Below are 13668 nucleotides of genomic sequence, written 5' to 3'. Positions count from 1 at the left end.
AGGGGCAGCAAATGTTTGATGATCTGGCGCACAAAACCATCGTGGTCACCGGGGCGAGTAGCGGTATTGGCTGGTACTGCGTCGAGGCTCTCCGTGCCGAGGGCGCTCAGGTACTGGCTATAGGTCGTAACGCTGAGCAACTCAACGAGCTAAGACAAAAAACCTCATGCGACATCGTTGTAGCAGACCTTGCACAGCCGAGTGGATTGGCAGAAATAGAAAACCAGCTAGGCAAGGTAGACGGTTTGGTCAACTGCGCTGGAATAGCGATACTTGAACCCGCTACGGAGGTCACTGCCCTCGCGTTTGACCAGATGATGGCAGTCAATGCGCGCGCCACGGCGCTTGTGAGCAAACTGGTTGCACGTCGTATGATCGATCAGGGCAACGGTGGATCAATTGTTAATGTTTCGAGCCAGGCCGCTATAGCCTCACTGCCAGACCATCTGGGCTACTCTGCATCAAAGGCAGCCATGGATGCGATGACACGCGTACTCTGTGCAGAGCTTGGCCCTCATAATATCAGGGTCAACAGCGTGAACCCCACCGTAACCCTGACGCCTATGGCAAGGGTGGGCTGGAGTGACCCGGCAAAAGCCAGCGCCATGCTTTCCAGGATACCCCTGGGGCGGTTCGCCGAGCCCCAAGAGGTGGTCCTGCCTATACTGTTTCTGCTGAGCCAGGCCTCATCAATGATATCAGGCGTCATATTGCCAATCGATGGAGGATTTACTGCAGGCTAAGGCTGACTATGGTAATTAGCCTGTTGAGTATCTTCGACAGGCTAATCAGCACAGCACTACCGCGACCCCATTCACACAGCGCTCAGGGAGAAAGTATTGTGTCCAGCAGGAGCCGGACATGCATCAGATTTATTGAGCCTGTTGGTTTGAGGCTTGAGCAGCATTGATCAGGTCTGTACCAATTTCGCTTTCAAACGTCTTCCAGACCGGCTTCATGGTTTCGCGCCACTTCTCGCGTTGCTCACGTGTCAATGTGACGACCTGGCTGGTTCTGGAATCGATAATTTTTTGCCTGGCACTCTGATTCAACGCCTCGGCCTGCCTGTTCACTTCAAGCGTAACTTCAGCCACAATCTTTTCCAGCTCATCGCGCACCTCCGGCGTCAGCCCCTTCCAAAATGAGGCGTTGGTAATGACCATGTAGTCGATCAGGCCATGATTTGACTCCGTAAAGAATGGCTGGACCTCATTGACCTTTTGGCTTTCATAATTTGACCAAGTGTTTTCAGTACCATTGACCACACCGGTCTGGAGCCCCTGATACACCTCGGCAAAACTCATCTTTCGAGGGTTGGCGCGCAAGGCTTTGAATTGTTCCTCAAGCACACTTGAGGCCTGCACACGAAACTTAAGGCCGCGCGCATCTTTGGGTTCAACCATCTTCTTGTTGGCCGACAGCTGCTTAAGCCCATTGTGCCAGTAGGCTAGTCCAAGAATATTCTTGTCTTGCATGGCTAAAAGCAGCTCCTTTCCCTTTCCGGCCTGGAAGTGATCGACAGCCTCCAAATTGTCGAACAGAAAAGGTAGATCGTAGATCTGGATCTTTTTGTTGTATTGCTCGAACTTGGCAAGCGACGGTGCAAGCATCTGTACATCACCCAGCAGTAACGCCTCCATCTCCTTACCGTCGCCAAACAATGAGGAGTTCGGATAGACCTCCACTCGTACCTTGCCGGCCAGACGCTCCTCGGCCAGCTTCTTGAACAGCAAAGCGCCCTGTCCCTTCGGCGTATTGTCAGCAACCACGTGGGCAAACTTGATCGTAATGGGATCGGCGGCCTGGACCAGACCCGCCATTGCGAGCAGAACGGCGCAGAGAAGTACCCGGGTAAACGTGAGCATAGCCATTTTCCTTTTGTTGTTGTCATAGGTCCGCAGAATGCGAACGGCTTTTCTTCAGGAGAATCTGCTTGTCGCTAGGCGTATTGGAGAGTTGAACGCTAGTCTGCCTGTTGCAGACCTTGAAGCAGGCGTTGAGCTTTCTTGATTACAGGCGCATCAATCATCCTGCCTTCCAGGCGTATGGCTCCCTCGCCGGAGCGCGCCGCCTCTATTACCCGTCTTGCCCATTCGATCTCATCGGCACTGGGCTGAAATATCTGATGAACAGTGTCCACCTGGGTGGGATGGATACACAGCAAACCACCAAACCCCATGTCCCGAGCGTTTAATGCAGCACTCGCAAGCCCCTCGGGATTGCCAATATCAGCAAATACCGTATCCAAAGGAGGCGCCAGCGCCCTGCCTACTGAATGAACAAGCAGCGAGTAACGGACCTGATCAAAGACTTTCTGCATGCCCTCCCCCGCCTCCCTTAACCCCAGATCAACGGCCAGGTCCAGAGCACCAAACGTCAATCGTTCAACGCCTGCGCTTGCGGCAATTTCAGGTAGCGCCAAAAGGCCACGAGCAGTCTCAATGAGGGGCCAGACAGGTTTACCGGCGGTGGCTAGTGCTTCGATCTGTGCTGCGGTTTCGGCCTTGGGAAGAACAATTGCAGCCACCGCAGGGTGAGCAGAACAAAACCTGATGTCTGCTGCCTGCTCAACATGGCCCGGTGCATTGATGCGCACTGCTATTCTGACGTCCTGGTTCTGGAGCAGAAACGCTTCCAGGTTTTGGCGAGCCTGGGGCTTTTGGTTTTCCTCTACCGCATCTTCGAAATCGACGATTACGCAATCTGCTCCGGCTGCCAATGCCTTGCCAAAGCGCTCAGGGCGGTTGCCAGGAACAAACAGGGCGCTTCTTACCGGACCTGTTAAAAAGGGAGTCATAGTGTCCCCGCCTGCTTAAGCTGCTCGATCGCCTGGCTCGTGAAGCCAAGTTCGGCAAGAATCGCCTGGCTGTGCTCTCCCAGGGCCGGTATGGGATCCATACGTGCGGTGAAGGCATTGTTGGTAGCAGGAGGCAATAATGCAGGCAGCTTCCCTTGGGGACTGTCTACCTCCACCCATCGCTGGCGTGCGCGCAACTGTGGATGAGCCCATACGCCATGCATGTCATTAACCTTGGCACTGGCAATCTGCGCATCTTCCAGGAGCTCAAGAATCTGCTCAACAGTGAGCTGTGCAAAGGTCTCGACAATAATGTCTCGTAGCGGTTGCCGATTGGCTGTGCGTCGATAATTGGCGGAAAATCGCTCATCAGTCTGAAGTTCTGGCTGGCGCAGGACCTTTTCACAAAACGCCGCCCATTCTCGTTCGTTTTGTAGACCCAGCATAACGGTCCCACCCTCTCTGCAGGGAAAAGGCCCATAGGGGTAGATAGTAGAATGAGACGCGCCTGCGCGTGGCGGCGGCTCGGCGCCTTCGTACGCGTAGTACATGGGGTACCCCATCCATTCCACCAGGCTTTCCAGCATGCTGACATCCACCTGACTGCCTTTGCCTGTACGCCCACGCAGCAACAGTGCCGAGAGAATCCCACTAAACGCATACATGCCCGCCGCGATATCAGCAATGGAACAGCCTGCCTTGGCAATTTCTTCCTCTCCAGGCCCGCCTGTTACCGACAGAAAGCCGCCTTCACCCTGGATCAGGAGATCATAGGCCTTCTTGTTCTCATAGGGCCCACCGGCTCCATAGCCAGATATGTCGCACACGATGAGTCGAGGAAATTGCTCATGCAGCGCCTCAAAGCTCAATCCAACGCGTGCCGCTGCACCCGGCGCAAGGTTTTGAACCAATACGTCTGCCTTCGCCAGTAGTGCTTCGATAACCTGCCCTGCCCCCTCCGCCTTGAGGTCAAGGCTCAAGCTTTCCTTGGAGCGATTGGTCCATACAAAGTGTGAGGCAAGACCATTGGTGCGGGTGTCATAGCCACGGGCAAAGTCCCCCACACCGGGCCGTTCAACCTTTATCACGCGTGCACCCATGTCCGCGAGTTGCCGGGTGCAGATGGGTGCTGCGATGGCATGCTCAAGACTCACAACGGTAACGCCGTCCAGGGGACGCTCTTGGTTAGTGATGCTTGCCATAATCAGCACCTCGTCAGGATAGAAAGATCGGAGCGGTCGCGTATCGACCACACGGCCTGGATCAAGTCCTCTCCCTGATCCGGCGTCCGTGCGCCAGAGAAATCAATCAGGCGCCGAAACTTATCCTCAAGCTCAGGACGTGAAAGCGTATTGCCTGGATCTCCTTTGGGCTCATCGATCGCTGCGTGCAGAACGCGCCCATCAGTAGTGGTAACCGTTATCCTTCCCAACCAGCGTGCAGGATAGGCATCATCGACCTCTGGGCTTAAAACCATTTCCACCTTTTCACCAAAGGCTTTCACGGCGGGGTCTGCCAGGGCGTAGGAGTGAAACTCGGTAAGTCCAGCTTTGCCATATACGGCAATCAATCCTAGTACCGTACCCATATGGAATTTCGCCTGGTGTACCGTTTGCGGTATCACGACACGCCCCAGAACATCGATAGCACCTTGATGGACGTGTGCTACAACCCCAGCGACATGGCTGTGAACCAAGTTTTCACGCTGCATTAATTCCAGCAAGGCGTCCGCGGCGGGGTGCGTATGACGACAGGAGGCGTGGAATTTGAAAGAGGTTTCTGTAAGGGCCCAACGGCTGCCGAGCCGGTCTGCCAGTCTGGCGGGATTGGCATCCGTAGACATCCCGGCAGCAATGCCTTGTGGCCCTTCAAGTATGTTACGGGCTCCGGTCAGGCCTTCGCGGGTCATATAGGCAGCCAGTAACCCATCAGCTGCCGCCTTGGCCGTGTGAAGCTGCTTGGAATCGGCAGCGTCCCGCAGGAACTCCCATAGACCGGCTGCCTGCGTACCAGCATTACCTAACAGGTTTAGGAACTGCTCTTGATCGAACCTAAACAGCTTCCCTACCGCAATGGCTGCAGCCAGTGTGCCTACCGTTGCAGTAGTGTGAAAAATTCTATAGTGCGAACGACCCAGGAATTCTCCGATCCTGATGCCGGCCTCATACCCCGCGATTGACGCTAGCAGTAGTTCACGGCCGGTGTATCCACCCTCCTCGACCGCTGCCAGTGCAGCGGGAAACACGACAGTAGCCGGATGCAATACCGAGCTGTTATGCAAGTCATCCTGTTCTACAAGATGGGACGCTGCAGCGTTTACAAGAGCGGCAAAATAAGCCGAAGTGCCTTTACCGTTGGTCAATATTCCTGAAGGCCCTTCGCCTGGGCCCATCATTTCTGCATATCGCTCAAACAGCGGACTTGGATGAGCACCCTGACTTGCCAGGGCAGAACCCATCCAGTCCAGAAATAACTCCTCGGTTCGGTCAAGTACGGAGGCTGGAATGTGCTCATAAGCAAGTTCAGCAAGAAAACTGGCCAGTGCTCGGGTATGGCTCATGGTCAATTCCTCAGAAGCTACGCGGCAGCTCAAGCAAGTGCTCGGCTACATAGGAAAGGATGAGATTTGTCGAGATGGGGGCAACCTGATAGAGCCGTGTTTCGCGAAATTTACGCTCTACATCGTACTCAGAGGCAAACCCGAAACCGCCATGAGTTTGCAGGCAGGCATTGGCTGCTTCCCAGGAAGCCTTGGCCGCCAAGTACTTAGCCATATTGGCGCTCGCACCAGCATTGAGGCCGCGGTCATATTGCTTGCAGGCTCGCCAGCGCATCAGGTCTGCCGCTTCGATTTCGATATGCGCTTCTGCAATAGGAAACTGCACACCCTGGTTTTGCCCGATAGGCCGGCCGAACACCACCCGGTCCCGGGCGTAAGCGCATGCTTTCTCGACGAACCAACGCCCATCACCAATGCACTCTGCAGCAATAAGTGTGCGCTCGGCGTTGAGCCCATCAAGGATGTACCTAAACCCCTTGCCTTCCTCGCCAATAAGGTTTTCCGCCGGTATCTCAAGATTGTCGAAAAACAGCTCGTTTGTTTCATGGTTAACCATGTTGGGAATTGGCCGTACAGTCAGGCCGCTGCCAATGGCTTCTCGTAGGTCAACGATGAAAATGGACATGCCTTCTGACTTCTTCGTGACGTCAGCCAGTGGGGTAGTGCGAGCCAGAAGGATCATTAAATCCGAGTGCTGAACGCGGGAAATCCAAACCTTCTGACCGTTGATTACATATTTATCGCCCTGCCTGACGGCTGTGGTCTTGATCTTGGTGGTGTCCGTACCTGTAGTGGGCTCAGTCACTCCCATGGACTGGAGCCGCAGCTCACCACTGGCAAGTTTGGGCAGGTATCGTTGCTTTTGTTCTTCGCTGCCATGCTTAAGCAAAGTAAACATGTTGTACATCTGTCCGTGTACAGTCCCGGAGTTACCGCCGCTGTGATTGACTTCCTCAAGAATCACAGAGGCCTCTGAAAGCCCTAGGCCAGAGCCACCATATTCAACTGGAATCATCGCTGCTAACCAGCCTGCCTCAGTCAGTGTTCTGACAAAGGCCTCGGGAAACCCCTTTTCTTCGTCGATCCTGCGCCAGTAAGCTGCATCGAATTCAGCACACAACGCGCGAACGCCTTCACGTATGGCATTGAGTTCTTCATTTCTGTTCGGGTTCATGGCCTTGCCTTATTCTGATGGAATGGGTGTGTTTGCATGCCCAGTCAACTCAACCGTCAAATTCAACTTCAGCCTGCTGAACCACTCCTCCCTCATTACCTGCCCAGAGCTGCGCCTTGCCGGCAGTCTGGACGCAACCTGTCAGCTCAAGAGGAGATGGCGAGATCAACGGTCTGACCCCACGGTAAGCAAAGCGGCGAATACGTGCCTCGGGATGGGCTCGCGCAAAGGCGCGCAGAGTGAGGGCGGCTATCAGGGGGCCATGAACCACGAGTCCTGCATATCCTTCCGTCTCGGTAGCATAGGGATAGTCATAGTGAATTCGATGACCATTAAAGGTCACTGCCGAATAACGAAAGAGTAAGGTGGGTGTAGGTATAACCGTCTCGCTCCACTGCCCCTTGGGTGAAGGCTCAGCGCCACCAGCCCGGGGTGGATTCGGCTCGCGATAAACAATGTCCTGTTCCTCGAGAATACATACCTGGCCGTTCTGCACGTACTCATGTTGCACGGTAACAAACAGCAGTTTGCCGGTACGCCCTTCCTTCTCTTGTATTTGCTTGATAGTAGAAACTCGGGAAGCGTCACTGCCCACTCTAAGCGGCTCGAAGAACTCAAGACGGCCACCCGCCCACATTCGGTTGCGATTATCGGCAGGAGGAAGAAAACCACCTCGTGCTGGATGGCCATCCTCTCCTAGGGCTGGCTCGGGAAGCGGTTCCTGGAAAAAGCACCACTGCCAGAGAAGCGGGAGAGTTTCACCATGAGCAGGAGTATCTTCACCAAAGGTTGCGGCGATTCGCTTGAGCAGATTAAAACTGAGCTGATCATGGGCCTCTTCAACCCTTCCGACCCATTGATTCAAATCCATGTCGCTCATGGCAACTTTCTCCCGTTCCGACTATGAGGTCATCATCGGAGAAGGTCTGCCGTTCTGGGAATCTGCTTTTACAAAACCCCGCGTTAAGGCAGGATGAACGCTCATGGCCAGTACTGCTACCTGGGCTCTTTTGTGTATCGCCACATGAGTAGGATGACATGCACTTCGATCTTACGGATCTGCGCCTTTTTATTCATATTGCCGAAGCGCCCAGCCTGACCCAGGGTGCCCGTAAGGCTTTTATTTCTCCAGCAGCAGCTAGCATGCGTATCAAGGCATTAGAAGCTCAGCTCAACAGCCACTTATTCTACAGGGACAGCAAGGGCGTAGAGCTTACCGAAGCAGGGCAGCGGCTGTTTAAGCATGCGCGCCTAGTCATGCGTCAGGTTGGTTATCTAAAAGCTGAGTTCACCGAGTACGGTACAGACTCGGCGGGTCATATCCGGATCTTTGCCAACACTACGGCCGTCACTGAATTCCTACCGGAAGTGCTAGCTGGTTTTCTCGCGCAGAGACCGGGCGTAACCATTGATCTGCAAGAGAGGCTCTCCCGCGATATCGTACGAGGTGTTCTGGATGGCTCGAGTGATATGGGCATCATTGCCGGGCCGGTAACTGCTGCTGGATTGGAGGTTCTGCATTTCAGTACCGATAAGCTGGTGCTTGTATCACCTAATGACCATGAGCTGACCCAGTATCCCTCGCTTACGCTTCGTCAAACCTTGTCTTTTCACCATGTTGGTTTGCATGAAGGCAGTACGTTGCAGGCATTCGTGCGTGAGCAAGCCGAGAAGCTCGGTGTAAACCTGCTCTGGCGTATTCAGCTCTCAAGCTTTGAATCTATCTGCCGGATGGTAGAGGCAGGTGTGGGAATAGGCGTTATTCCTGAGTCAGCTGCATTGCGCCATAGTCGTACTATGAACCTTACAATCATCCCATTGGATGAGCCCTGGGCAATACGCGAACGCAGCATTCTTATCCGTCAACTAGATGCATTGCCTGGATGTATACGTGCGCTTATCGCAGTCATGACCCAGCATTGCTCCTGATCTGTTGGAGCATTTATCCGCTGAGCCAGGAATCCTCTGTTCGATTTTCTTTCTCTGTATCTTGCTAACGGAATGGATAGTGGTGGTTCCTAAGGTAAAGGCTAACCATTGAAGAGGATCAATCCAGGGTGCGGTAGCGCTGCTGATCATGTTAGTAAGGGTTTTCACGGTGAAAAGTCTGCTTTCAGCCAGTGGCTTGCGCTGTTATACCAATCTTTCAATTAGTCTTAACTATTGAAGTTTACTATGAAGCTTTAGTAAATGTCTTGTTGGTTTCTGAATAGAACAAGCCATAGTTCCTTCTTCGTGCTTGTCCATAAGCTTGCCAGTGGAGTCGTCAGATATGTATCGATCTACCTGCTGGGTTTGCTTCTGCTTTTTCCGCTTTTGATAGAGAAAAAATGCTTTTTCTGTTTAAACAAACAGTTTAAGAACTGTTTAGAAACAGTTTAAGTCAATAGAAAACCAAAAAAAATCAATAAAATCAGTAGTTTAAAGCGCATGCGTGCGCTGTTGTCCCAACTAAACGCGCCGTTATCCCAGGAAGGTGCGATGCTATCCCAATTTTTCACGCCGTTATCCCAAGACGCTGCGCTGTTATCCCATCACTGATGGCGCTGTTATCCCAATTACTGTGGATAACCTTATCAAACCTGCTCGTTAGGTAATTCCTTTGCTTTCTGGGGGCGGAACCACTTGACCATAAGCTGTTTTTTGCGGCCATTAGGGCGTTCATAAATATCCCAGTCCCGTATCACTCCATGACTTTCCAGCTCAGCAAGTGCAATTCGAAGCCCTCTTTCTTTATGTTCAGCGAAGTCTCTAACTCTGCCTGTACTACCGCTCCAGTGCATGAGGTTTTCAATGGACACAAAGTGGTGCTCTCCTGCGCGATGGCCGCAGGCATAGTTCTGCAGCCATTTGGATAGGGCATACCGCAGCTTTTTACGGACTTCAAAGTCGATATAGGCAATCTGACTTTGCTGGAAGAACTTGACGATATGTGGATCCAGAGCAAGCCAGTATTCATCCTGCTTCTTGTTCCATGCCATGTCCTTGATCAGCCGCACCATAAGCCCCTGCCCCTGATCGCTCTCTATAAACAAGGTTGCTTCAGCAAGACGCCGAAGGCTGTTTTCAAGCCAGGCATAGGTGTTCTGGCCACTAGCAGAGCGGCCAATCCCTTCCAAAAACTTGGAACGAACAAAATGGATAACCTGACCTGCATCCTGATTTTGGGCCAGTTGAAGAGCATGGAGAAATACATCGTTATCAGCCATGTCCAGCTGCTGACCGGTATACAGGATTGTAAAATCTGATCGGCTGGCTAATTGCTGACGATGGTGCAATTTGCGTTTGCCGCGTGCAATGCTGGCGAACAGGGTTGTCCGAGTCCAATGGTGCGGCATGGCCGAGGCATATTCAGGAAAAAGAGGTAGCTGAAGATCTAGCGTGCTCTGCCTATTTGGCTCGACATGTAGCTCTCTGACTTCCTCGCTAGCTTTCTCAATTTCTTCCTGGCGGGCCCGTGCTTCTGCCTCCCGCTTCTGAAGGAGTGCCTTTACACGGCTGCCGGATGGGCGTGGTACAGGTTCCTTTGTCACGCCGGCGCCTCCTGTAATCCTTCTTGCACCTCTATAATAATTTCACCGCTTTCCGCCAGGCTAATGCCCTCAACATAAAAAGCGGCATCGAACGCATCCAGTGAGGCATTGCGTGGCGTCGACTTGCCCTGCTCGAATAGTGAAATGGCCTTGGCTGACACATTACTCCGCTGGGAGAGATCTTCCCGGCTCCATCCCAGCAAGACTCTCGCCGCGGCATACTGACGACCTCGTGCAACCTTAAGGCCTCCTTTAAGACCTATTCCTCCGTCATCTCCTAATATGACGCCTGCGCCTTCGAAGGCGTGCTCAATAGCCAGAAGGGTCGAGTTCCTGATACTGGTCTTCCCGGTCTCAAAAAAGGATAGCGCTTTGGGCGACAGTTTCGCTCTTTCAGCAAGGCTGGTCTGGTGCCAGCCAAGCAATGTTCTAGCGGCTGCACATTGGCGACTTCTTGGGATAACGACACGATTGATCATAAGGCTTCATATATCCATTTGAGCCATTGTTACGTTAGTGGCCCATCACTACATCGGAACATGCTTTATACGTAGGTTACCCTTGCGACAACATTATGTGAAGTAATATTAAAAGCATAAGTGCTATTTGGATAACCAAATATGCGCTGTTCTACCAATTCTATATAGACATTCGGGATTTACCTCAGATCACACCATATGATCCCGGTAACCTGATATGCATTACGTCTGTATGAACAGGTCTCCAAGCTTAAAAGGTAATATAAAAAGTAAATATGGCTTATATATGTATATTTCTGAGATGATATCCCAAGTTTGGAGGTAGGGCCCAAGTTTATTCCAAAAAGTTAATATAGGAGGCATTAAAGCCATTTATAATAACTAAATCCCCACTATATAGCGCAGTTATGCCAAGATTTATACGGATATAACTGCTATCTTCTGAATCATCAGGCTACCTTATTGGAATAAATGGTATATATATTACCTTTGTAGGGCATTGCCAGGAATAAAGCTCAAAAAGCGAACGCATCTACTCCCTTGTATCTTCCAGTCCCTGAGTGCGTACGGCAATTCCTCAAGCAGCTTGATGTAAGATAGCTAACGAAGGTTATTCATCTAGACGTTTTAGCCTTTGAGATAACTTTCGCATGTTTTTTGCGTTGTTATCCCAAGCTTTTCAAAACGTACCATCACCTCTACTGCTAGCCTATAAGGTAATATTTATACCCTTGCTGGGTTATATATTACCCCTTATAGGGGTAATATGCGCTGATGTCCCAACCTCTTTCCTTATAGCGTTTCGCTTCGACTAGCAGAGGGGTATAGCGCGGCTTTTTTATGACATTTCCAAGAGAGCACAAGCTGTTCCTGATGGGTTATTTCTTTAGAAGCTTGATGCTCAGTACTTTTAGTAAGGCCTTTCCATTTTTCACCGTGAAACATGGATCGTGTCGCCCTCCTTTTTTGAGAAATGCTAAAGCAAAGGTAAAAGCGCACGGCTTAAAGGGAAATTGCTCTAGAAGTAATAGCACTAGCTTTGGTGGGACGCCTAAGCCCTAAATAAGGCAGCAAAAAATCAAGGCTGCTCGTCAGAGTCTCGAAAGCTGATTTCTATCATGAATCAATCTCCTGTGTAGATCGCTCCTAGCGAGTCCAGTTTTCACCGTGAAAAACGCAGCCTATTTATTACCTGGAAAGTTTCTCGTAAGACTTATGTTCCACGCGTTGAGGCCGGAAAACTGCTGCTTTGCTTAGTAGCAGAAACAGAGCCCTCTTGTATGCCTTCAACTCGGGTTCATCTGAACTCCTGGTTATTAATTGCGGCATTACTGCATCTGAATAAGCGTTCGCAGATCAAGCAATGTTCGCGCAAAAACCTGGATTGTGCTTACAACTTTTCACCGTGAAAACAATGGAAGCGGTAAGGAAAATGAACTGACCCCCGAATGTTGGACATCATAAGTGGGCTTTAAAGCATAGCTAACTCAGTGGTTTGAGTTAGCTATGCTGCTTATCCTTTCTATACGGTAGAGATTGGGACTCACGTTGAGAGGACCTCAAGGAAGTCATTGTTTTACCCTTCTGTTTTTAAACCCTCCATCACAGCCTCTCGCTCTTCTTCAGGCCTTATGGCTAAAGCTCTCATCTGATCAGCATCATGGCCTGCGGCATGGAGCATCTGACCATGATTTATCCGAAAGCGTTGTGCAGGTGTAATATGACTGTCTGCAATAGCGTTCAGGTGCCATTGGGTTTGGCGTAGCGCGAGTAGGCCATTGGGGTTTGTTGAGGCAGTGTGTCCCGCTATACGATCCAACGTTTCATTAGGAAGCGTTGCCAGATTGGAAGAGCCAAGAGGCCTGGAATCGGTCCTGGGCGTGAATGTTGTTGGAGGAAAGGTACGCTCAAGGTTAGAGGTAGATTTAGCTGATAATTCCTTGAGCTGACCCTTCGCAAACACAAGGGTCGCCTCAAAAGGGTTATCCGGGTCACCGGGCACATGCGCAACCTGGTAGTGACAACGGGCGTCCCCATTAGGTAAATCTTCTTGGTTAACCTTGCCATCAGGTCTGAACAGGTAGGGTAACAAGGCTTTATCCCTTGGATCCGTGAGCGGTTTGTGGTTACCGACCTCTACCAGGCTTCTACCCAACACCATTTTGCTGGGTACGATGGGGGCCTGCTGCTGAGGCGTCGCAGAAGGCGTGGTGGATTGAGCCGCTGCTGATGCCGTTTTGAGAGCGCATCGCTAAGCTCTGGGGTCTGTACGAACAAGGATGGTGTTGCTCCAACGGGGTGCATAAAGGACTACCTAGGAAGAGGATGAACAAAGCCTGTGAGCCTGCATCTATCATTAGCCAGCTCCTCGCATCGCTCGTTAAAGCGCAATGCCTAGACGCCTCAGTTCAGCTTTTCGCTGGGCGGCAGGCTGTGCGGCCAGTCCGTTCATGGCATCACCGCTATAGCCTGCGTCCTTTAGCGTCTGGCCGTGAGTTAAGACAAAGGTTTGCTCGGCGGGAAGCATTGAAGCCAAGCGGTTCATGGCATAACCGTCATAGCCTGCGTCCTTTAGCGTCTGGCCGTGAGTTAAGATAAAGGTTTGCTCGGCGGCAGGCTGTGCGGCCAGTCCGTTCATGGCATCACCGCTATAGCCTGCGTCCTTTAGCGTCTGGCCGTGAGTTAAGACAAAGGTTTGCTCGGCGGGAAGCATTGAAGCCAAGCGGTTCATGGCATCACCGCCATAGCCTGCGTCCTTTAGCGTCTGGCCGTGAGTTAAGATAAAGGTTTGCTCGGCGGCAGGCTGTGCGGCCAGTCCGTTCATGGCATAACCGTCATAGCCTGCGTCCTTTAGCGTCTGGCCGTGAGTTAAGACAAAAGTTCGCTCGGCGGGAAGCATTGAAGCCAAGCGGGTCATGTCATAACCGCCATAGCCTGCGGCCTTTAGCGTCTGGCCGTAAGTTAAGACAAAGGTTTGCTTGGCAGGAAGCATTGAAGCCAAGCGGTTCATGGCATAACTACTATAGCCTGCGGCCTCTAGCATCTGACCATGGTTTATCAAGAAGCGTTGTGTCGGTGTAATATGACTGTCTGCAATAGCGTTCAGGTGCCATTGGGTTTGGCGT

The 13668-nt window shown here is 51.8% G+C and carries 12 protein-coding genes; 2 read left to right on the top strand and 10 right to left on the bottom strand.

The genetic code is table 11. From position 1 onward, the window contains the following. The first annotated feature begins 11 nt into the window (after positions 1–11). Positions 12–743, top strand: a complete 732-nt coding sequence (locus IEX86_RS22770; RefSeq protein ID WP_188868461.1) for an SDR family oxidoreductase — start codon at positions 12–14, stop codon at positions 741–743. A gap of 129 nt (positions 744–872) precedes the next feature. Here IEX86_RS22770 and IEX86_RS22765 read toward each other — a convergent pair whose 3' ends face one another. The 6 genes from IEX86_RS22765 to IEX86_RS22740 all read right to left on the bottom strand — a co-directional run bounded on the left by IEX86_RS22765 (position 873) and on the right by IEX86_RS22740 (position 7411). Further along, a complete protein-coding gene (locus tag IEX86_RS22765) occupies positions 873–1865 on the bottom strand; it encodes a TRAP transporter substrate-binding protein (RefSeq protein ID WP_188868460.1) in 993 nt (330 codons plus the stop codon). 98 nt (positions 1866–1963) lie between these two features. Then, positions 1964–2797 (bottom strand): HpcH/HpaI aldolase/citrate lyase family protein, encoded by an 834-nt coding sequence (locus IEX86_RS22760; protein ID WP_188868459.1) that lies wholly within the window; start codon positions 2795–2797, stop codon positions 1964–1966. Beyond that, a complete protein-coding gene (locus IEX86_RS22755; protein ID WP_188868458.1) occupies positions 2794–3999 on the bottom strand; it encodes a CaiB/BaiF CoA transferase family protein in 1206 nt (401 codons plus the stop codon). Before IEX86_RS22755 ends, IEX86_RS22760 begins: the two co-directional genes overlap by 4 nt. A 2-nt stretch (positions 4000–4001) precedes the next feature. Then, positions 4002–5357, bottom strand: coding sequence for an MmgE/PrpD family protein (locus tag IEX86_RS22750; protein ID WP_188868457.1), 1356 nt, complete (start codon positions 5355–5357; stop codon positions 4002–4004). A 10-nt stretch (positions 5358–5367) separates the two neighbouring features. Then, on the bottom strand, positions 5368–6531 hold the full coding sequence (locus tag IEX86_RS22745; RefSeq protein ID WP_188868456.1) for an acyl-CoA dehydrogenase family protein: 1164 nt from the start codon (positions 6529–6531) through the stop codon (positions 5368–5370). Positions 6532–6580: 49 nt separating this feature from the next. Then, positions 6581–7411 (bottom strand): HTD2 family dehydratase, encoded by an 831-nt coding sequence (locus tag IEX86_RS22740; RefSeq protein WP_188868455.1) that lies wholly within the window; start codon positions 7409–7411, stop codon positions 6581–6583. Between the two features lie 158 nt (positions 7412–7569). Between IEX86_RS22740 and IEX86_RS22735 the strand changes: the two genes are divergently transcribed. Next, positions 7570–8460 (top strand): LysR family transcriptional regulator, encoded by an 891-nt coding sequence (locus IEX86_RS22735; RefSeq protein WP_188868454.1) that lies wholly within the window; start codon positions 7570–7572, stop codon positions 8458–8460. Between the two features lie 647 nt (positions 8461–9107). On the opposite strand, the gene trfA is transcribed toward IEX86_RS22735, so the two are convergent. The 4 genes from trfA to IEX86_RS22715 all read right to left on the bottom strand — a co-directional run. Further along, on the bottom strand, positions 9108–10064 hold the full coding sequence (gene trfA / locus IEX86_RS22730) for a plasmid replication initiator TrfA (protein WP_188868453.1): 957 nt from the start codon (positions 10062–10064) through the stop codon (positions 9108–9110). Beyond that, positions 10061–10543, bottom strand: a complete 483-nt coding sequence (locus tag IEX86_RS22725) for a helix-turn-helix domain-containing protein (RefSeq protein ID WP_188868452.1) — start codon at positions 10541–10543, stop codon at positions 10061–10063. Before IEX86_RS22725 ends, trfA begins: the two co-directional genes overlap by 4 nt. A 1576-nt stretch (positions 10544–12119) precedes the next feature. Further along, entirely contained in the window at positions 12120–12635 is a 516-nt protein-coding gene (locus tag IEX86_RS22720) for a hypothetical protein (RefSeq protein ID WP_188868451.1), read from the bottom strand. Between the two features lie 288 nt (positions 12636–12923). Then, positions 12924–13668, bottom strand: a 745-nt coding sequence (locus IEX86_RS22715; protein ID WP_188868450.1) for a hypothetical protein, incomplete at its 5' end; no start/stop codon positions are given.

It is taken from the genome of Pseudomonas asuensis (assembly GCF_014646755.1).
GTDB classification, from domain to species: domain Bacteria; phylum Pseudomonadota; class Gammaproteobacteria; order Pseudomonadales; family Pseudomonadaceae; genus Chryseomonas; species Chryseomonas asuensis.
This window is presented reverse-complemented; position numbering and strand designations above follow the sequence as displayed.